At 72.3% G+C, this 19,432-nt stretch carries 19 protein-coding genes; 13 read left to right on the top strand and 6 right to left on the bottom strand.

Features of this window, described 5'->3' with window-relative positions; all coding sequences use genetic code 11:
- Window positions 1-256: 256 nt before the first annotated feature.
- Genes ACFRCG_RS41940 through ACFRCG_RS41950 form a run of 3 tightly spaced genes read left to right on the top strand, consistent with a single transcriptional unit; the run spans window position 257 to window position 2,899 of the window.
- Window positions 257-1,123, top strand: a complete 867-nt coding sequence (locus ACFRCG_RS41940) for a carbohydrate ABC transporter permease (RefSeq protein WP_078975127.1) — start codon at window positions 257-259, stop codon at window positions 1,121-1,123.
- Window positions 1,120-2,034 carry a carbohydrate ABC transporter permease gene (locus ACFRCG_RS41945; RefSeq protein WP_380041532.1) on the top strand — a complete coding sequence of 305 codons (915 nt, stop codon included), beginning with the start codon at window positions 1,120-1,122 and terminating at the stop codon, window positions 2,032-2,034. The genes ACFRCG_RS41940 and ACFRCG_RS41945 overlap by 4 nt, the downstream gene beginning before the upstream one ends.
- Before the next feature lie 46 nt (window positions 2,035-2,080).
- Window positions 2,081-2,899, top strand: a complete 819-nt coding sequence (locus tag ACFRCG_RS41950; protein ID WP_126642928.1) for an AraC family transcriptional regulator — start codon at window positions 2,081-2,083, stop codon at window positions 2,897-2,899.
- A gap of 21 nt (window positions 2,900-2,920) precedes the next feature.
- Here the strand turns inward: ACFRCG_RS41950 and ACFRCG_RS41955 are convergent, their stop codons facing one another.
- Window positions 2,921-4,150, bottom strand: coding sequence for a hypothetical protein (locus ACFRCG_RS41955; protein WP_380041534.1), 1,230 nt, complete (start codon window positions 4,148-4,150; stop codon window positions 2,921-2,923).
- A 228-nt stretch (window positions 4,151-4,378) separates the two neighbouring features.
- Here ACFRCG_RS41955 and ACFRCG_RS41960 point away from each other — a divergent pair, with 228 nt between their 5' ends.
- Window positions 4,379-4,879 carry a hypothetical protein gene (locus tag ACFRCG_RS41960; RefSeq protein ID WP_380041536.1) on the top strand — a complete coding sequence of 167 codons (501 nt, stop codon included), beginning with the start codon at window positions 4,379-4,381 and terminating at the stop codon, window positions 4,877-4,879.
- A gap of 95 nt (window positions 4,880-4,974) precedes the next feature.
- Here the strand turns inward: ACFRCG_RS41960 and ACFRCG_RS41965 are convergent, their stop codons facing one another.
- Window positions 4,975-7,032, bottom strand: a complete 2,058-nt coding sequence (locus ACFRCG_RS41965; protein WP_380041538.1) for a protein kinase — start codon at window positions 7,030-7,032, stop codon at window positions 4,975-4,977.
- 195 nt (window positions 7,033-7,227) lie between these two features.
- Between ACFRCG_RS41965 and ACFRCG_RS41970 the strand changes: the two genes are divergently transcribed.
- On the top strand, window positions 7,228-7,968 hold the full coding sequence (locus ACFRCG_RS41970) for a rhomboid-like protein (RefSeq protein ID WP_380041540.1): 741 nt from the start codon (window positions 7,228-7,230) through the stop codon (window positions 7,966-7,968).
- Between the two features lie 37 nt (window positions 7,969-8,005).
- Here the strand turns inward: ACFRCG_RS41970 and ACFRCG_RS41975 are convergent, their stop codons facing one another.
- Window positions 8,006-8,485, bottom strand: a complete 480-nt coding sequence (locus ACFRCG_RS41975; protein ID WP_126642932.1) for a hypothetical protein — start codon at window positions 8,483-8,485, stop codon at window positions 8,006-8,008.
- Window positions 8,486-8,805: 320 nt separating this feature from the next.
- Here ACFRCG_RS41975 and ACFRCG_RS41980 point away from each other — a divergent pair, with 320 nt between their 5' ends.
- The 3 genes from ACFRCG_RS41980 (at window position 8,806) to ACFRCG_RS41990 (ending at window position 12,422) form a co-directional block, all read left to right on the top strand.
- Window positions 8,806-9,009, top strand: coding sequence for a cold-shock protein (locus ACFRCG_RS41980; RefSeq protein WP_380041542.1), 204 nt, complete (start codon window positions 8,806-8,808; stop codon window positions 9,007-9,009).
- A 385-nt stretch (window positions 9,010-9,394) separates the two neighbouring features.
- Window positions 9,395-10,960 (top strand): DEAD/DEAH box helicase, encoded by a 1,566-nt coding sequence (locus ACFRCG_RS41985; RefSeq protein ID WP_380041544.1) that lies wholly within the window; start codon window positions 9,395-9,397, stop codon window positions 10,958-10,960.
- A 223-nt stretch (window positions 10,961-11,183) separates the two neighbouring features.
- Window positions 11,184-12,422, top strand: a complete 1,239-nt coding sequence (locus tag ACFRCG_RS41990) for an Ig-like domain-containing protein (protein ID WP_380041546.1) — start codon at window positions 11,184-11,186, stop codon at window positions 12,420-12,422.
- 112 nt (window positions 12,423-12,534) lie between these two features.
- On the opposite strand, the gene ACFRCG_RS41995 is transcribed toward ACFRCG_RS41990, so the two are convergent.
- Window positions 12,535-13,332 carry a hypothetical protein gene (locus tag ACFRCG_RS41995; RefSeq protein WP_380041548.1) on the bottom strand — a complete coding sequence of 266 codons (798 nt, stop codon included), beginning with the start codon at window positions 13,330-13,332 and terminating at the stop codon, window positions 12,535-12,537.
- Window positions 13,329-13,871 carry an RNA polymerase sigma factor gene (locus ACFRCG_RS42000; protein WP_380041550.1) on the bottom strand — a complete coding sequence of 181 codons (543 nt, stop codon included), beginning with the start codon at window positions 13,869-13,871 and terminating at the stop codon, window positions 13,329-13,331. The genes ACFRCG_RS41995 and ACFRCG_RS42000 overlap by 4 nt, the downstream gene beginning before the upstream one ends.
- A 231-nt stretch (window positions 13,872-14,102) precedes the next feature.
- On the opposite strand from ACFRCG_RS42000, the gene ACFRCG_RS42005 reads away from it, so the two are divergent.
- The 4 genes from ACFRCG_RS42005 to ACFRCG_RS42020 all read left to right on the top strand — a co-directional run bounded on the left by ACFRCG_RS42005 (window position 14,103) and on the right by ACFRCG_RS42020 (window position 18,068).
- A complete protein-coding gene (locus tag ACFRCG_RS42005; RefSeq protein WP_380041552.1) occupies window positions 14,103-15,581 on the top strand; it encodes a serine/threonine-protein kinase in 1,479 nt (492 codons plus the stop codon).
- A gap of 180 nt (window positions 15,582-15,761) precedes the next feature.
- Window positions 15,762-16,217, top strand: coding sequence for a tellurite resistance TerB family protein (locus ACFRCG_RS42010; RefSeq protein WP_380041554.1), 456 nt, complete (start codon window positions 15,762-15,764; stop codon window positions 16,215-16,217).
- Window positions 16,218-16,311: 94 nt separating this feature from the next.
- Complete coding sequence (locus tag ACFRCG_RS42015; protein ID WP_380041556.1) at window positions 16,312-16,902, top strand: hypothetical protein; 591 nt, start codon at window positions 16,312-16,314, stop codon at window positions 16,900-16,902.
- The gene (locus ACFRCG_RS42020) at window positions 16,899-18,068 is read left to right on the top strand and encodes a PrsW family intramembrane metalloprotease (RefSeq protein WP_380041558.1); all 1,170 of its coding nucleotides are present in this window, start codon (window positions 16,899-16,901) and stop codon (window positions 18,066-18,068) included. Before ACFRCG_RS42015 ends, ACFRCG_RS42020 begins: the two co-directional genes overlap by 4 nt.
- Before the next feature lie 247 nt (window positions 18,069-18,315).
- Here the strand turns inward: ACFRCG_RS42020 and trxA are convergent, their stop codons facing one another.
- On the bottom strand, window positions 18,316-18,684 hold the full coding sequence (gene trxA, locus ACFRCG_RS42025) for a thioredoxin (RefSeq protein ID WP_268812471.1): 369 nt from the start codon (window positions 18,682-18,684) through the stop codon (window positions 18,316-18,318).
- Between the two features lie 311 nt (window positions 18,685-18,995).
- Between trxA and ACFRCG_RS42030 the strand changes: the two genes are divergently transcribed.
- Window positions 18,996-19,256 carry a hypothetical protein gene (locus ACFRCG_RS42030; protein WP_078975104.1) on the top strand — a complete coding sequence of 87 codons (261 nt, stop codon included), beginning with the start codon at window positions 18,996-18,998 and terminating at the stop codon, window positions 19,254-19,256.
- Window positions 19,257-19,432 lie beyond the last annotated feature (176 nt).

Genomic DNA, 19,432 nt, shown 5'->3' on the forward strand with positions numbered 1-19,432 from the left:
GAGCCAGCGGTCGCCGGGAAACGGGTGGTCGGTGGTGAAGACCGCGTCGAACCCGGCGGCCTCGGCCGCGCGGGACATCTCCATCACGGCCTCGGGGCCGCGCCGCTCGGGGCCCGGCGCCCCCCCGGGGGGGGGGGCGGGCCGCCGTCGGCCCGCCCACCCGCATCCACATCCACATCCACCCGTCCCATCCACCGGGAGCCCGCCCTTGAGCGCACCGATCCCGCGGCGCAAGCGCCGGCGGTCCGCGCCCCTGATGTTCCTCGCCCCGTTCGGCGTGCTCTTCGCCGCGATGTACGCCGTCCCCGTCGGCTACGCGATCGTGGAGAGCCTGCACAAGATGCAGCGCTCCGGCCTGGGCCTGACCCCGCCCAAGCGGGTGTACGCGGGGTTCGAGAACTACACCAAGGCGCTGCACGACGACGCGCTGTGGCACGGCGTGGGCCGGGTGCTGCTGTTCGGCGCGATCCAGGTGCCGGTGATGCTCGGCCTCGCCCTGGTGCTCGCGCTGCTCCTCGACGCCAAGTCGGCACGGCTGAAGGGCTTCTTCCGCACCGCCTACTTCCTGCCCTACGCCATCCCGGGCGTGGTCGCCACCATCCTGTGGGCGTTCCTGTACATGCCGCGCTCCAGCCCCGTGGTGAGCATGCTGGACGCGGTCGGCCTGCCGTCCGACTTCCTCGGCGAGGACGCGGTCCTGTGGTCGATCGCCAACGTGGTCACCTGGACCTGGACCGGCTACAACATGCTGGTCATCTACTCCGCGCTCCAGGCCATCCCGCAGGAGCTGTACGAGGCCGCCGAACTGGACGGGTGCGGCCCGTGGCGCACCGCGTGGCGGATCAAGGTGCCGCTGGTCGCCCCGGCGATCGCGCTGACCACCGTGTTCTCCGTGATCGGCACGCTCCAGCTCTACACCGAACCGCGCGTGTTGCGCCCGCTGACCTCGTCGCTGGACGCCGACTACACGCCGATCATGTCCGCCTACCACAAGGCCGTCGAGAACAACGACTACGGGCAGGGTGCCGCGGTCTCGGTGCTGCTCGCGCTGGGCACGTGCGTGTTGTCCTTCGCCGTGCTCAAGATCTCCGCCCGGCTCACGAACGGCAGGTCCTCGCTGTGACGACACTGACCGACACGGCCGCGAGCCCGGTCCGCGCACACGTCGCGCACCCCGCGCCGAAGCCGGCCAAGGGCCGTACCACGCCGATGCGTTCGCAGGTGCTGACCACCTCGTTCCTGTTCCTGGTGGCGACCTACTTCCTGATGCCGGTGTGGTGGCTGCTGGTCTCCTCGACCAAATCCTCCAGCGACCTGTTTCGCGGCAACGGCTTCTGGTTCGCGGACTGGAACCTGGGCGCCAATCTGCGGCAACTGTTCAGCGAGGACGGCGGCATCTTCCTGCGCTGGGTGTTCAACTCGGTGCTGTACGCGGTCGGCGGTGGCGTGGTGGCCACCTTCCTGGCCGCGATGGCCGGCTACGCGTTGGCCAAGTACCGCTTCCGCGGCCGAGGCACGATCTTCTCGGTGATCCTGGGCGCGGTGCTGATCCCCACCCCGATGCTGGCGCTGCCGATCTACCTGATGTTGTCCAAGGTGCATCTGGTCGACACCGTCTGGGCGGTGCTGCTGCCCGCCGCGGTCAGCCCGTTCGGCGTCTTCCTGGCCAAGACCTACGCCGAGGCGTCGGTGCCGGACGAACTGATCGAGGCCGCCCGGCTCGACGGCGCGAGCGAGTTCCGGATCTTCCGCACCATCGGGCTGCGGATCATGTCGCCCGCGCTCGTGACCATCTTCCTGTTCCAACTGGTCGCCGTCTGGAACAACTTCTTCCTGCCGCTGATCACGCTCAACAACCAGCACCTGTGGCCGGTCACGCTGGGGCTGAACGCGTGGAACAGCGACCTCACCCAGCCGCACGCCAACCTCGTCGTGGTCGGCGCGCTGGTGTCGGTGTTGCCCCTGGTCGCCGCGTTCTGGTCGCTCCAGCGGTTCTGGCGCACCGACCTGGTCGCCGGCGGGGTCAAGGCGTGAGGAACCGCTTCGCGACTGGCTCCGGTCGCCGTACGATCGGCGCACCATGATCTTCGCGCGCTACCTCACGCCTGCCAGGGAGCACCAGCGGCTCGGCCTGGTGTGCCTGGGCGTCGGTTGGCAGCAGGTCACCGGGATGCAGTTCGAGGGCCGAGTGCTGGGCTGCTACCAACTGACCCTGATCACCGGGGGATCGGGCTGGTTCCGCTCGGGCAACCGGCACGCGCCGCGGATCCCCGTCCAGGCGCCCGCGGCGTTCCTGCTCTTCCCCGGCGAGTACCACGCCTACAGCCCGGACCCGACGGGCTGGCGCGAGCACTGGGTGCTGTTCGAGGGCCCGACCGCGGCGGCGTACGAGGACCTGGGGTTTTTGGACCGGGCCGAGCCGGTGATGTCGCTCGGCGGGGTACGGCCGCTGCGCCAGGGCTTCGACCGGCTGCTGACCGCGGTGGAGCCGGGCGCGCCGAACCGCGAGGTGGTCACCTCGGCGATCGTGCACCAGTTGATCATCGACCTGAAGACGATCCGGGTCGACGAGGACGGCTCGCGGGTGGTCCGCTACTTCGACGAGCACGCCACCGAGCCGCTGACCGTCGGCGAGCACGCCCGGCGGCTGGGCCTGGACGAGGCGGGCCTGCGCAGCGAGATGCAGCGGGCGACCGGCACCACGCCGAAGGAGTACATCGTGCGCACCCGGCTGTCCCGGGCCAAACGCCTGCTGCTCGCCACCGACCAGTCCATCCACGAGGTGGCCCGCAACGTCGGCTACGACGACCCGGCCTACTTCGCCCGGCTGTTCTCCCGACGTGTGCAGCAGTCCCCGTCCGAGTTCCGGCGCACCGGGCAGACGCCGGGTCAGCCCTGAGCCGCACCGGCCCGTCGTGACTCACCGCGCGGTCTCGACCTCCCGGTGTGTCCCGGCCGCCGCGGCCGCTTCCAGGACCGCCAACGCCGCGACGACCACCACCACGATCAGCAGCACCGACCACACCGTCGGGTCGTTCCACAGGCACAGCCAGATCCCGCCCAGCAGGCCGGTCACCGCGTACACCGGCCCCCGGTGCGCGGCCACGAACGCGCCCACCGACCCCGTACCGAAACCGTGCCGGGCCAGCGCCGCGCCCGCCCGGTCCGGCGCGACCGCGAAGGCACGCCGGATCGTGCCCGCCGGCCGGGCCGGTCCGGCCAGGAACGCCGCGACCGCGAGCGCCACGGCGGCCACGCCCAGCGTGCGGGTGGTCCGGCGCAGGAAGCCCACCAGCGCGTCGTAGACCGCCGCCGCCGCGTCCCGGGAGACCTCCGGCGGCAGGTCGTCCAGGTAGGTCCGCCGGGCCACCGCGAGCACGATGCCCAGCGCGAGCAGGGTCAGCGCGGTGCCCACGCCCGCCCACAGCAGCACGGGCCGGCGGCGCGGCGCGAGGCACACCCCCAGGACGAACAGCACCACGACCACGATCGGCAGCCAGACACCCGCGGTGTTCAGGAAGCGGAACGCGTCCTGCCCGGTGCGCAACCCCTCGCGGTGCACCAGCACATAGCGGCGGTCGGTGTCGGGGATGTTCGAGGCGAACGCGAACCCCCGACCCACCAGGCCCTGCCGCACCTGATCGATCATCGGCCCCAGGTCGAGCACCACCTCGCCGTTGTCGGCGCTCACCGTGCCGCTGTCCTTGCCTTCCAGTACGTCCAGCGCGGACGCGTGCGCGATCCGGAGCGCGTCCCGCCAGATCACGGTGAACGCGTCGCTCGCCACGAACGCCTGAGCGGCCTGGTCGGCCACACCCGCCAGCAGGCTCTGTAGCGAGTCGGACAGCGGCCCGGAGCCGTTGTTCGGCCCCAGGCCGAGCGCCTCGCGCAGCGAGTCGGTCAGGTCGCCCACGTTCACCGCCTGCACGGCCGCCGCGGCCAGTCGGGCGGAGACCGCGTCCTGTACCGCGGCGTTCCCGGACAGCGGGGCCAGCGCGGCGACGAAGCGGTCGGTGTCGGCCACCTCGTTCCGCGCCCACGCGGCGGTGACCGCCACCGGGGTGAGCAGACAGGCGAGGACCACCAGGAGGCAGGCCAGGGTGAAGCGCACCGGATGCCCGGTCCGGACCTGCTCGGCTGACCTCGACATCGCCGGCGTCCTCTCCTCGATCACGGCCCGCGTTCGCCCCGTGCGGGTTCCATGAAATACGGAGATTTACTCGGATTGGACAAAAGGTGCAAATTATGGCTTGGCGTGTCAAGGTGCGAGAGCGACGACTCGTCGGGTCGCCGTCCGCGCGACGGCGGGCGAGCGGGCGGCGCGGAATGAAAGTCAGGCACATCCGCCCGGCCGTCCGGCCGGGGTTGGGAGTAGGCCATGAACAGCACAACCCGCAGGACGAGCGCCTGGTCCGGCTGGGTGGCATTCGCCGCCTGCACGCTGCTCGTCCTGGGTGTCCTCAACCTCTTCCAGGGGTTCACGGCCCTGTTCTCCGACGGGTACTTCGTCACCCGCTCCGGTGATCTGCTGGTCTGGAACTACAACACCTGGGGCGTCATCCTGCTGATCTTCGGCGGGTTGCAACTGCTCGTCGGCGGTGGGCTGCTCACCGGCGCGACCTGGGCCAGGGTGGTCGGCTCGCTGCTGGTGATGTTGAACATCATCGGCGAGATCGGCTTCCTGGCCGCGCACCCCGTCTGGTCCACGATCGTGATCGCGCTGGACCTGGTGGTCCTGTTCGCGCTGACCGTGCGCTGGGACGCGGCGCAGGGGTATCGCGACGAGAGCATCGCCGAGTGGCAGGCCCGGGACGAGCAGGCATACCGGACCGGGACCGGCGCGCACCGCCGCTCCGACCGCGACGAGACCGCGCCGTAACGGCGGGTCACACCGGTTTCGTCACCCGTTCGCCACGCACGACAGGCCCCGACGGGGCGTCGTGCGTGGCGTTCGCGCGTTCGGGGCGGGGCGGTCTACGAGCGCAGCCACATCGCTTCCCGGCCGCGGCCGAGGGTGTCGAGGAAGCGGGCCAGTTGGCCGGCCGCCGCCGGGTGGCCCTCGGCCAGGGCGCGGCGGTACATCTCCTCCGCCTCGCGGACGCGGCCCCGGCGCTCGTACAGGCCGGCGTAGCCGATCGAGGCGTCGCGGTGGCCCTCGGTGAGGGCGCGCCGGTACAGCTTGTCGGCCTCCTTCATCCGGCCCTTCGCGGCCAGCAGGCCGGCGAGGTTGACCGTCGCGTCGGGGTGACCCTGCGCGTAGGTGTGCCGGAACCACTGCTCGGCCTCGTCGAGCCGACCGGTGTTGGCGAGGAGCACGCCCAGATGCTGTCCGGCGTCGTCGTGGCCCCGTGCGGCGGCGTGCCGGAACAGGTGTTCGGCCTCGGGGGTGCGCCCGAGGCGGAGCAGCAGCCGGCCGAGGTTGTTCGCGGCGTCCGGATGGCCCTGGACGAGGGCGCGGCGGTACAGCTCTTCGGCCTCGGCGTGCCGGTCGTGCGCGGCGAGCAGGTCGGCGAGGTCGTTGGCGGCATCCGGGTGGTTGCGGGCCAGTGCCTCCCGGTACAGCGCCTCGGCCTCGGCATCCCGGCCGGTGTCGGCCAGGTGGTAGGCGAGCTGCACGGCGGCGTCCGGGTCGCCGGCCGCGACCGCCCGCCGCAACCCGGCCTCGTCGTCGTCGGCGGGCGCGGAAGGGGCGGGCACGGCGAATCCCGCAGCGGCGGGCGACCCCGGGGGGAAGCTCGGCGGCGCCGGGGGGAGCGGCGGCGGGACGGGCCGGCGCGGCGGGTCGGCCGGAGCGGCCGGGGCGACGGCGTGAGCGGCATCCGCCTCGGCGGGGAGGGGCGACACGTCGGCCGTGGTGGGCGCCACGTCGGCCGGATCCGGCCCAGGGTCGGCCGGGGCCGGTCGCGCCTCGGCCTCGGTCGGCAGTGCCTCGGCCGACGCGGCCGGTGTCCTGGTCGGCGTCGGCGGCGCCTCGGTCGGCGTCGGCGGTGCCTCCGTCGGGGCGGTCGGCACCTCGGCGGCCGTGCGGGGGACCTCGGCGGAGGTCGGCGGCACTTCCGCCGGGGCGGCGGGCACGTCGGCCGTGGTGGCCGGCACGTCGGCCGGCTCCGGCAGGGCGTCGGCCGGGGACGGCGCCGCCTCGGTCGGGACGGGCGGCGCCTGGGCCTCGGTCGGGGCGGGCGCCGCCTCGGCGGAGGCTCGTGGTTCGGTGCGTGACGGTGTCGGGTCGGTCAGGCGGCGGGCCACCTCGGCTGCGGTCGGCGGGCGCTGTGCCGGGTCCTTGGCGAGCAGGTCCAGGACCAGGCGGCTCACGTGGGGCGGGACGTCGGGGCGGTGCCGATCCACCGCCTCCGGGGTGCGCCGGAGCTGGGCGTACACCGTGGCCGCGATGTCCCCCGCGCCGAACGGCGGTGTCCCGGTGAGCAGTTCGTACAGCACGCAGCCCAGTGCGTACAGGTCCGCGGCCGGTTCGGCGGGGCGACCACGCAGCCGTTCGGGCGCGGTGTAGGCGAGCGTGCCGATCAGGGCGGTGCCGGACGCGGCGACCGCCCCGAGCCGATCGGCCAGACCGAGATCGAGGACGCGGATCCCGCCGTCGGCGGTCAGGAACAGGTCGGCCGGCTTGAGGTCGCCGTGCACCACGCCGGCTCGGTGCGCGTGGTCGAGCGCGCCGCAGACCCGCGCCGCCCAGTGCAACGCCTCGGACACGGCGGGCAGTTCGGGCAACCCCTCGCGCAGCACCGTACGCAGGTCGCGGCCGGAGAGCAGTTCGGTGACCAGGAAGGGCGTGCCGTCGTCGGTCAGGCCGACGTCGGACACCGCGACCAGGTCGGGGTGATCGAGCGGCGCGGCGGCGCGCGTGCGCTCCACGAACCGGGTCGCGGCCGCCTCGTCCGGCGGGCCGTGCAGCAGCTTGACCGCGACCTCGCGGTCCTCGACCGAGTCCCGCGCGGCCCACACCCGCCCGAGCCCGCCACGACCACGCTGTTCCGCCAACTCGTACCGGTCCGCCACCCGACCCGTCGCAGTCACGCCATCTCCCTCGTCCCGGCACCGTCGAGGGCGATCCTGCCGCACCCGGCGGGGGGTGTGTCGAGTCGCCGTCACCCGCTCGAACCCCGGGCGCCGGGCGCCCGGATCCCGGGGTCGGGACACGGCGACCCCGGCCGGTGATGCAGCATGGTGCTTCGCGCCGCGTCCCCGCGCCGGCCCAAGGAGAAACGCACCGTGACCCGGACCCTCGCGAACCGGCTGCGCGACGTCGCCCGATACCCGCGACGCAGCCCCGCGACCTTCGTCGTGCTGATCCTGCTCGCGATCAACGGAATCGTGGTCGGCGGCCTGATGTCCGAGCCGGCCGCGGATCGGCTCCTGGCGGACATCAGCACCAACCTCGACAACCTGGACCACCATCCGTTCCGCGCGATGGCGGGCAGCCTGCTGGTGGCGGACGTGCACGGCACCCTGTTCGGCAACGTGACCACGATCGGGTTCGGCATCGGGGTGTGCATGGCGGTGCTGGAGCGCCGGATCGGCACGGTGCGCGCGGTCGGCGTCACGCTCGTGGGCCACGTGGGCGCGACGCTGCTCACCGCGGTCGTGCTGATCGCGGCGATCCACGCGGGCACGTATCCCGAGGACACCCGGTACACGCTCGACTACGGGGTGAGCTACGCCTCCATGGCGGCCATAGCGGCGGTCACCCCGCTGCTGCCCAAACCGCTGCGGCCACTGTGGGCGCTCGGCTGCCTGCTGTACCCGTTCTCGTCCGTGCAGTGGTACGGCGACCTGCCGGACTTCACCACGATCGGGCACGTCTCGGCCGCGCTGATCGGCCTCGGCGCCGGATTCCTGTTCACGGGCCGATGGCGGCCGGGCTCGGGCCGGCCGCTGTCGAGGACCGCACTCGCGCCGACGGCCCCGGACCCGCTCCCGGAGGTCGCCGGGAACGGGCGGGCCGAGCCGTAGGACGAGGCGCGCGGCCTCGTCCGGGACGGAGTGTGGGTCAGCGCTCGATCGGCGGCACGCGCCACTCGATCTGTACGCGGTCCTCCAGCGGCAACTCCTCCGGGCCGAGCGCGACATGGTCGATCACGTAGCGGAAGAGCAGGACGACGGCGTCGGATTCCATTTCCGGCAGGGTCTGTCGGGTGGCCCCGAGGACGTCCAGCAGGAGTACCGGGTCGGACTCCAACTCCTCGATCTCCTCGGCCAGTTCGGCGTCGATCTCATCCGCCGCGACGAGCGCCGCGATGGAGTGGGCGAGGAAGGCCGGCTCGGATTCGAGACGCAGCAGCACCTGCTCGGTGACGAACGCGTCGAGCAGGTCGGCGTCGATGTCGATGCCGCCACCGGCGCAGCCACAACCGTCGCCGCAGCCGCCGGGCGCGCTGATGTCCTCGAGGGTGAGGGGAGTGCCGGTGGGGGAGAGGGGGATCGGCTGGACCGAGTCGTCGGACGCGGGGATGCCGGAGGAGGAGGACACGCGAACCCTTCGGGGCTGGGGGACTGGCGGGGAGCGTCCATGGTCGCACCCGGCGCCGACCGGTGGACCGGTGCGCGTGGCGGTGGGCGGGAGCCGGCCGGGCGGTTCGGACAAGATCGAGACGATCCCGCCGGCCCGGTGGTCCGGCGTGCTAACGTTAATTGCTGCTGTGGTTCCCATGGAATTTTCTGTGCGCCTGCTGGTTGTAGCCAACAGGTGCACTTTTGTTTTTCCGGTGTCCAACTCCGGGCGGGGTAATCAGCAACGATTCGGGTCTCGCAGGGTGCGGGATCCCGGTACTGCCCCGAAGGGGAAGATACGTGGCTACTGGCACCGTGAAGTGGTTCAACGGCGAAAAGGGCTTCGGCTTCATCGAGCAGGACGGTGGCGGCCCCGACGTCTTCGCCCACTACTCGAACATCAACGCCACGGGCTTCCGTGAGCTGCAGGAAGGCCAGAAGGTCTCCTTCGACGTCACGCAGGGCCAGAAGGGCCCGCAGGCGGAGAACATCAACATCGTCTGATTTCGCTCATGGGCGTGGCCTCGGTCACGCAGCGAGGGCCCGCGCCGCACGGTGCGGGCCCTTCCCGTGGCCGCCGGCCGCCCCGGTCGGCGACTCCCGGAATCGATCCGGGGGAGCCACGGCGCACCACCCAGGCGGATGCCCGACATCCGCCGTTCAGGACCCTGCCCGACGCGACCTCGTCGCGCGGCCTCGCACGGTCCGGCACATCGGCCGCCGCTCTTCGGCAGGCGCCCGACCGTTGCGCAACATCTCGACGCCAGTGACCCGAGTCACCACGTCGGTTCTTCAGTTCAGGTACTCCGGCTCGTTCTTGCGACTCCTTGTGCGGCTTCCCGCCGCGCGGAGACGTCCTCGATACGCGCCGCATCGAGGAAGGTTCTCCATGAATCGCACCCCCCGTTCCGGCTCCAACGATCGTTACGGCCGCAGCGGCGGCGGCTCCGGCTCCGGCCGGGGCGGCTACGGCGGCGGTGGCGGTCGAGGCCGCGGCGGCGCCCCGTCGGGCAACCGGCGCAAGCCGATGACCGCGGCGCCCGTCGCCGAGTTCGCGCTGCCGGTCAGCACCACCCCGTCGCTGCCCGCGGTCGCCGCGTTCGCCGAGCTGGACATGCCCAAGCAGCTGCTCGCCGCGCTCACCCGCAACGGTGTCACCGAGCCGTTCCCGATCCAGGCGGCCACCCTGCCCAACGCGCTGGTCGGCCGGGACGTGCTCGGCCGCGGCCGGACCGGCTCGGGCAAGACGCTCGCGTTCGGTCTCGCGATGCTGGCCCGCATCGCCGGTCGCCGCGCCGAGAGCAAGCAGCCGCTCGCGCTGGTCCTGGTGCCCACCCGCGAGCTGGCCCAGCAGGTCACCGACGCGCTGATGCCGTACGCCACCTCGGTGCAGCTGCGGATGACCACGGTCGTCGGCGGCATGTCGCTGGGTCGCCAGGCCAGTTCGCTCCGCAACGGCGCCGAGGTCGTGGTGGCCACCCCGGGCCGGCTCAAGGACCTGATCGACCGCGGCGACGCGCGTCTGGACGCGGTCGGCATCACGGTGCTCGACGAGGCCGACCAGATGGCCGACATGGGCTTCATGCCGCAGGTCACCGCGCTGCTCGACCAGGTGCAGCCGGACGGGCAGCGGATGTTGTTCTCGGCCACCCTCGACCGCAACGTCGACCGGCTGGTCAAGCGTTTCCTCTCCGACCCGGTCGTGCACTCGGTCGACCCGTCGCAGGGCGCGGTCACCACGATGGAGCACCACGTGCTGCACGTGAGCGAGGCGGACAAGCACACCGCCGCGACGCACATCGCCGCCCGCGAGGGCCGGGTGATCATGTTCATGGACACCAAGCACGCGGTCGACCGGCTCACCCGGCAGATGTTGCAGAGCGGCGTGCGCGCCGCGGCGCTGCACGGCGGCAAGTCGCAGCCGCAGCGCACCCGCACCCTGGAGCAGTTCAAGAGCGGGCACGTCACCGCGCTGATCGCGACCAACGTCGCGGCGCGCGGGATCCACGTGGACGGCCTGGACCTGGTGGTCAACATCGACCCGCCGACCGACCACAAGGACTACCTGCACCGCGGTGGCCGTACCGCGCGCGCCGGCGAGTCGGGCAGCGTCGTGACGCTGGTCACACCGAACCAGCGCCGCGAGATGGCCCGGCTGATGATGATCGCGGGCATCCAGGCCGAGACCATCCAGGTGCGCTCGGGCGACGAGGAACTGACCCGCGTCACCGGCGCGCAGGTGCCCTCCGGCGTCCCGGTCGTGATCTCCTCGCCGGCCTCGGAGTCGCCGCGCCGCGGTGGCGCCGGTGGTCGTGGTCGCGGTCGTCGGCCCGGCCAGGGCGGCGGCAGCGGTACCGGACGGCGTCCGTCGGCCGCCGCGTCCGGCGCGACCTCGGGCCGCTCCGGCGGCTCGAACGGCGCCCCGGCCCAGCGCCGGCGCACCGCCGTCGCGTAGTCCGCGTCGCGCGGCGTTCGAGTGCCGCGCGGCGGGTGCGTCAACTCCGAAGCCGCGCCCGGGATTTGTCCCGGGCGCGGCTTCGTGCCGTGCCGGACCCGACTCGTGCCGGCGGTTGCGTCCAAATCATGTAGAAACCGTCACACCGCGAGGGGGAACGGGGAATTGATCCACATTGTTACTGTTGAACGATCCCGGTCGTCCACCCCTCGTGAGGTCGCACGTGCGTAAGCCCCTGATATCCGGCTCCCGCAAGGGAATTCGTGTTCTCGCGCTGCCGCTCGTCGCGGCCGCGGTGGTGCTCACGGGATGTGGCTCGGGAGGGGCCGACAAGGCGGCGAAGTCGGATGCGGCACAGGCGAAGCCGGGTGACGCGGACAATGAGGCGAAGGACACACCGGCTCGGGTGACGGTGGATCCGGCCGACGGCACCCAGGGGGTCCTGCCGGGCAAGCCGGTCACCGTGACGGCCGACTCCGGGACGCTGACCTCGGTGCGGGTCGTGGACGCGCAGAACCGGGCGATCGAGGGCACGGTCGGGGCCGACGGCCGCACCTGGACCTCCACCACGCGCACCGTGCCGGGCGCGGCCTACACGGTGACCGCGACCACGAAGGGCAAGAAGGGCGCGGAGAACTCGGCCACCACGAAGTTCGGCACGCTCAAGGCCGACACGGTCAACAAGGTCACCCTGCGGCCGGCCAACGGCGGCACCTTCGGCGTCGGACAGCCGGTGTCGGTGATGTTCGACTACGCGGTCAAGGACAAGGCCGAGGTCGAGCGCAACCTCAAGGTCACCACGACGCCGAACGTCGAGGGCTCGTGGGGCTGGACCAAGGACATCTCCGGCAAGGACCGGGTCGACTGGCGTCCGCGCGAGTTCTGGCCCAGCGGTACGAAGGTCACCCTGAACGCGAATCTCGGCGGCGTGGCCAGCGGCCCCGGCACCTACTTCGCGCGCGACTACGAGAGCACCTTCACCGTCGGCACCAACCGGGTCGTCGAGGTGGACGTCCCGAAGAAGCGGCTGACCATCATGGAGGGCGGCGTCGCGGTCAAGACGATCAAGGTGTCGGCCGGCTCCGCCGAGTTCCCCACGCGCGGCGGCACGCACGTGATCCTCAACAAGAACGCCAAGGAGACGCTCGACTCCACCACGGTCGGCCTGGGAGACAGCTACAACCTCCCGGACGTGCCGTGGGTGGTGCACTTCACCTCCTCCGGCACCTTCTTCCACTCGGCCGCGTGGAACACCGCCAACATCGGCGTCGCCAACACCAGCCACGGCTGCGTCGGGATGACCGTCCCGGACGCCGAATGGTTCTTCAACCGGGTCGAGGTCGGCGACCCGGTCGTGGTCAAGGGCTCGACCAACACCGAGACCACCGAGCCAGGCAACGGCTTCGGCAACTGGCAGATGAGCTACGACCAGTGGAAGGCCAAGAGCGCGCTCGCGGGCTGACCCGCACGCTCGCCGGCGGGCCGACCCGCGCGCTCGCGGGCCGGCCCGCGTCGGCCCCGGGATCGGCTCGACGGACCCCGGGGCGCTCGGCCGGATCTCCCGGGCCCTGCCGCTACCGCGGCGGGGCGGAGTCGGTCAGGATCGCCTTGTCCATCAGCGCCGGACCGACCTCGGCGGTCAGCGGGTAGGCGGGGTCGGTCGCGGTCATCTCGGTGGCGATCCAGCCCAGCACGTGACCGCGCCGGGTGAGCACCACCGAACCCTGTCGGCCGTCGCCCGACCAGGACCACACCTCGGTGTCGGGGCCGCCGCCCGGCACCCGGGTCAGGCACCCGGCCGCGACGGTCTGCCACGAGGTGTAGATCCGCAGGGCCTCCGCGTCGATCGCCCGCGGCGTCAGACCCGTGCCATAGGTGCTGGTGACGAAGGTCTTCACATGGCTGCCGGCCGCGGTACCGCGTTGATCCAGTACGCCTCCCCCGGATGCCTCCAGAGGCGTCGCCGCGCACGGCCCGAACAGCTCGACCGGGAACGAGGGGTGCGGCGGCGCATGCACCCCGTCGCCCTCCACGGTCCAGTGCACGCCCGGCACGGTGGGCAGGTAGGACCGATCGCGCAGGCCGATGCGTTCGATCCCGTCGGGTGGCGGCGTCGGGGTGAGGTGATTCCCGGGGCTGCTCGCGGCCGGTTCGCCGCGTACCGCGGTCTCGTCGTGCGGCCGGATCGCCCAGAACGCGCCCGCGGCCACACACGCGGTCAGTGCGCCCGCCCCCGCGACGCGGACCCGGGTGCGGCGACGCGCGCCCCGGGCCCGGACCCGCTCCGGGGCGGCCGGGGTGGCCGCGGCTTCGCCTCGTTCGGCCAACTCGCGCAATCGATCGATCAGAACGTCGTCGTGCGGATCGTTCATGCCCTCGCCGTCACTTTCCTCGTCGATTCCGCGGCAGTCGTCTCGCCCAGATGGCGGTGCAGGTCTTCGCGTGCGCGGCTCAGCCGGGTGCGCAACGCGGCCTCGCTGATCCCGAGTTCGGCCGCCGCCTCGGCGCCGGTGAGATCGCACAGGTGGAACAGCACGATCGCCTCGCGCCGACCGGTGGACAGTTTGCGCAGCGCCGCGACCAGCGCCACGTGGTCCGAGGAGACGGCCGGCGCGGGTGTCGGTTCGCCGTGTCGGAAGTGCGCCCGCATCCGATTGCGCGCCCGTCGCCAATTCCCCACCGCGATCCGGCGGGCGACCACGCGGACCCATCCGGTGGGATCCCCGGCCGCGGTGAGTGTGGCCCAGCGGCCCCAGGCCCGCGAGTACGCCTCCTGCACGGCGTCCTCGCTGTCCGCGAGATTGCCGGTCAGTGCGTAGATCACACCGATCATGCGCTGCGAGGTGGCCAGGTAGAACGCGTCGAACTCGGCTTTTCGCGTGGCCTTCGCCGCGTCGTTCGTGGTCGACATGCCCCGGGGTACCTCCGTTCTCGTCGCGTCGCGTGCTTCGTCGGTTCGGTACATGCACGCCCGGTCGGGGCCCGCTGTTACAGACGCGGCCGGAATTTCTCGCGAGGGTGCGGCGTGCTCGGGACAACGGCGAAATTCGGGTGATCGTATTGTTCGGGGGTGAGGAAGTCGGGCGATCGCCCGACCCGACGGGGGTGCGGTGTGCGGGGGTTGGCGCAGGACGATCCCATCGTGATCGGGGGGTACCGCCTGCTGCGGCACCTCGGGTCGGGCGGGATGGGTCGGGTGTACCTGGGGCGGACCGGGCGGGGGAGCCTGGTCGCGGTGAAGGTGGTGCGCCCGGAGTTGGCCGACGACCCGGAGTTCCGGGTGCGGTTCAGGCGCGAGGTGGAGGCGGGCCGCCGGGTGGCCGGGCCGTGGACCGCGACCGTGCTGGACGCGGATGCCGAGGCGGCGCGGCCGTGGCTGGTCACCCGGTTCATCGCCGGGCCGTCACTGCACGAGGCGGTTCGGCTGACCGGGCCGCTGCCCGAGGAGGCGGTGCGGGCACTGGGCGCGGGACTGGCCGCGGCGCTGGTGGACGTGCACGACGCCGGGCTCGTGCACCGCGACCTCAAGCCGTCCAACGTACTGCTCACCCTCGACGGCCCCCGCGTGATCGACTTCGGCATCGCCCGGGCCGCGGACGCCACCGCGCTGACCACGACGGGCGTGTCCGTCGGCTCGCCCGCGTTCATGTCGCCCGAGCAGGCCGACGGCCTCGACGTCGGGCCCGCCGGGGACGTGTTCTCGCTCGGCTCGGTGCTGGTGCACGCGGCGACCGGGGTGGGACCGTTCGGCGAGGGCAACGACCAGGCGCACATGTACCGGGTGATCGGGCACGAACCGAACCTGTCCCGAGTGCCGTACTCGATGCGCCTGGTGATCGAGGCGTGCTTGCAGAAGGATCCCGCCGTGCGGCCGACGGCGGATCAGATCGTGACCGCGCTCGCGCCGGAGGGCGATCCGCGGCGGTTGTTCGTGCCCGGCTGGTTGCCGGGTCCGGTGGTGGAGTCGACCGCCCGGCGGGCCGTGGAGCTGCTGGAGATCGAGATCGAACCGGCGGCGGACGACGCGGCGCCGACCCGGGTGGCCGACGCCGAGGAGACCCGGCTCGCGCCGGAGCCGACGGAGGTCGCCGCCGGGACCGGTCGCGCGGGGAAGCGGCGCGAGATGTGGTGGAAGTACCCACTGATCCTCCTGCTCGGCGCGGCACTGGCGGCGGGCGGGTTGTTCGCGACGGTGGGGTTCGGGAAGAAGAAGGACCGGAACGGGCCGGCCGCGAAACCCGGGCCGACGGGGCCCGCCGCGCCGGGGCCGACGGAACTGCCGATCGAGTTCGCGCACAAGTGGGAGGGCCTGCTCCCGGCGAGCCAGGATCCGAGCCTGCCGGTGAAGATCGCGGTCGTGCTGAGCCGGGGCCGGGTGGGTGACCTGGTGGGCCGGATCACCTACGAGGGCACGTTCGGGCGGGTGTTGTGCGAGGCGCCGGCGCGCCTGAAGGAGTACAGCAGGAACCGGATCGTGCTGGGCGGCGGCGTCCGCCCGGACACCTCCGGCTTTTGCGTCCGCAACGACATGCTCCTGTCGATCGTCGCCGACGGCACCATCGAGTTCGACCAGACCGACCTGCACAACCGCACGTTCATCGCGACGCTGCGCGGGGTGTGAGCGGGCCGGGCCGCCGATCGCGGTGTGGCGCCGGGCCCGACCGGCGGGGCGCCGCCTCGTTTGGCGGCTCGCCCCAGGAGAATGGATTCTGCGGATGCCCGGACAACGGGTATCTTCTACGAGTCTGTAGATTGAAGGCTCGAAAATCTACGCGTATGTACGCGAGGCAGGGGGATCCCCATGGCTCTGTGGGACAAGTTCAAGCAGTCCGCCCAGACGATGCAGGGGCAGCTGGAAGCGAAGAAGAACGAGCTGAAGAGCGGCGGATTCCGGGACGCGAGCATGGCGATCTGTGCCCTGGTCGCTGCGGCCGACGGCTCCATCGACCCGGCCGAGCGGCAGCGGGTGAGCGCGCTGATCACGAGCAACGACGTGCTGCGCAACTTCGCCGCGAGCGACCTGGAACAGCGCTTCGAGAACTATCTGGCCAAGCTCACCGCCGACTTCGAGCTGGGCAAGGTGTCCGTGCTCCAGGACATCGCCAAGGTGAAGAAGAAGCCGACCGAGGCGCGCGCGGTGATCCAGATCGGCATCGTGATCGGCGGCGCCGACGGCCACTTCGACAAGACCGAGCAGGCGGTCGTGCGCGACGCGTGCTTCGCCCTCGACCTGGCCCCCGTCGAGTTCGGTCTCTGACCCGACGCTTCGGCCAACCCTTTCGAGGGATCGATTCCGCCCGACGGCCGATGTTCGTCGGGCGGAATCGTGCCGTTCGGCGGACGTTGGAGACATGACCGACGCCCGCATCCTCCCCGGGCCGCGGCGGGCTCGCTGGTGGGGCCCGCTCGCGGTCGCCGCCGTGTTGGTGCTGCTCACCGGCGGGTGGCCGCTGATCGACTCGTGGATCTCGGGCGACGAGCGGGTCCGGGCGGGCACGGTGTTCCGGGTCGGACCGGACGACGACCACCGCGCGTGGTTCCGGGTCGGCGCCGGCTGGATCCTCGACCAGGCGGCCACCGCCCCCTCGCGGCTGTTCGTGCTGCGGCACGGCGACGTGGACCTGTCGGTCGCGTACATCTCGCTGCCCCGGACCGAGAACGCCGACGCGCTGTGGACGGGGCTGCGCGACACGCTCCGGGTCGGCGACCGGCATGCCCGACTCGGCGTGCCGGTACCGCTGGTCGCCCACGCCGGGGCCCGGGGCATGGTCGGCACCGTGGTCCGGGACGGCGACACCGGGCAGGCGGTGATCTATCCCGGCCCCGAGGACGCCTTCGCCATCCGGCTGATCGCGCTCGCGCCGCCGGCGACCGCCGATCCGCAGTGGGCACAGGTGGCGGACGTGCTGCGCTCGTTGACGTTCACCGAGGGGGCCGCGTGAGGGGTGGCGTGGTCCGGCCGACCGGCGAGCCCTCGGCTCCGGTCGCCGCGGGGGTGGCACTCCTGGGGTGCCTGTTCGGACTCGGCGTCATCGTTCACGAATCCCGGGACACGGTACGGGTCTTCCCGGCCGCCGCGGTCCTCGCGGCCTTTCTGCTCCTGCTCACCCTCGGCGTCGGCTACCTGCTGCCGCGTCGGATCCGACCGGTCGTCGCGCCGCCGCACGCCGGCTCGATCGTGTGCGTCGTGTGGGGGATGACCGCCGCGGCCGGGTGCGCGATCCTGGCCAACACCGGATTGGGCGACATCTGGGCGAAGACCCGGGGCGTCGACTTCGCGGACACGTGGGGGGCCGCGGTGACCGCGCCGTTCAACGAGGAGACGCTCAAGCTCTGCGGCCTGCTGATCCTCGCGCTGATCGGGTCCGGGGTGATCCGCGCGCCGATCGACGGCTGGGTGTACGGGGCGCTGGTCGGACTCGGCTTCCAGGTGGTGGAGAACCTCCTGTACGCGCTGAACACCATCCTGCTCGACGGTGCGACCGACCCGGGCGCCTCGGTGAACACGTCCTTCGCGGTGCGGGTGGGGATCACCGGGTGGGGTTCGCACTGGGCGATGAGCGCGGTCGCGGGCACCGGGGTCGGCTACCTGGTCGCGCGCGACGGTCGCCCGCTCGGCCGGCGGGTGTCGGTCGCGCTCGGGTGCTGGGTGTTGGCGATGGGGATGCACGGGTTCTTCAACGCGCCGCTGCAGCACGGGTGGCGGGGGGTGCTCGCCCGGGTCGGGGTGGACTTCGTGGTCGCGATGCTGGTGTACCGGTCGGCGCGGCGGCACTATCTGGCCAGGTTTCGCGAGGTGGCCGCCGAGGAGGCCGCGACCGGGGCGATCCGGCCCGTGGAGGCGGAGTTGCTGCCGCGGCGGTACAGCCGTCGGCAGGTGCGGGGCGGGCCTCGGCCGCGGCCGGTCCGGGTGCTGATCGGCGAGATCGAGGAGGCCCAACTGGCGCTGGTGGCGGGGCGGATCCCGCGTGCGGACCCGGGCGAGCCGGCCCGCTCCGAGCGGCTGCGGGAGGAGATCGCGACGCTGCGGGCGCACCTGCGGCCGCGGCCGGCGGTGGGACCGGGGTGGCCGACGCCGGGTGGGCCGGCGGCGCCGGGCGGGGCGTGAACGCGCGGAAGCCCGTCGGAGGTGATCCGACGGGCTTCCGTGTCGCCTGCTCCAGGTAACCGGAGTTACCGAACCGAGAGGGGCCCATCCACTTCTCGTGGATCCTGATTGCGCGGTGCACGGCCCTACATCGACCGCTTCTCCGCGTCTATCCGTGCGGGCCCCTCTCGTTCCCTCAAGTAGACCTCTGCCGCGCCGAAGGTGCAAACGGCTTGGATCGGGACGAACGGCCCGATCCCGCGGTCGGTCAGCCCGCGGCGATCTTGCGCTTGACCTCGTCCATGTCCAACCCCTGCGCCTGCTTGATCAGATCGACCAGCGCGGCCTCGGGCAGGGCGCCCGGCTGCGAGAAGACCACGACGCCGTCGCGGACGAGCATCACGGTCGGGATCGACTGGATCGAGAACGCCTGCGCGAGATCGGTCTCCGCCTCGGTGTCCACCTTCGCGAAGACGACGTCGGGCGTGGCCTCCGAAACCTTCTCGAAGGTCGGTGCGAACGACCGGCAGGGCCCGCACCAGGCCGCCCAGAAGTCCAGCACGGTCAGGCCGTCGCCGGATACGACCTCTTCGAAGTTCTCCTTGGTCAGTGCGACCGTGGCCATGCGTCCTCCCAAACGTTCGTGCCCCGTGCTGCGTGTACGTGCCTGTCAACAGGCGCGGGGTCGCGGGCATTCCTGGGCTCGTCCCCGGGGGCGCGACCACTCGCGGGCGCGGGGCATCCACCGGGCGTGTTCCGCCGGTACCTACCCCGGTCGATCGGTCGCACACGCCGGGGCCGCGGGGCGCACGAGCGAGGGCGGGCGGGCCGGACGACTCCGGGTCTTCGCACCGCATACGCCCCGTGACCCCAGCAGTCACACCGGCACCATAGGCTTGTTCGAACCGGCGCAGACCGCCGGTTCACGTGCAGCCGAGGAGTCCCGCCATGCGCTACACCCGCCGCAGCGTCGTCAATCTCGCCCCGGCCGAACCCGGGTGGGACGTCGAGGTGACCAGGTCCGGTGAAGAGCCCGTCCTGTGCCCCGTCATCGGCTGGGCCATCGTCGTGCAAGACACCAGCGCCGAGGGGCTTACCGAGACCGCGATCGAGCCCGCGTTCGTCTACGACGGCGCGGTGTACACCCCCGCCGAACTCGCGCACTCGATCGGTGAGCTGGACTACCAGATCATCGAACCGGAGGAGTGAGCGGACCGGTCGGGGCGTCCCGGTGGGTGACGTTCGGATCATGTGCTCTCGGGAAGTCGGCTCCCGGCGCGACGGGGACGGGTGGCGACCGCGGTCACCCGGGCGGGTGGGGCGGCCCCACCCCGAAGCGGGCCCCGGCGATGGGGCCCGCGACCGGGGATACGAAACCGGGGAGC

Source organism: Embleya sp. NPDC056575 (assembly GCF_042793325.1).
In the GTDB taxonomy this organism is placed as follows: Bacteria; Actinomycetota; Actinomycetes; order Streptomycetales; family Streptomycetaceae; genus Embleya.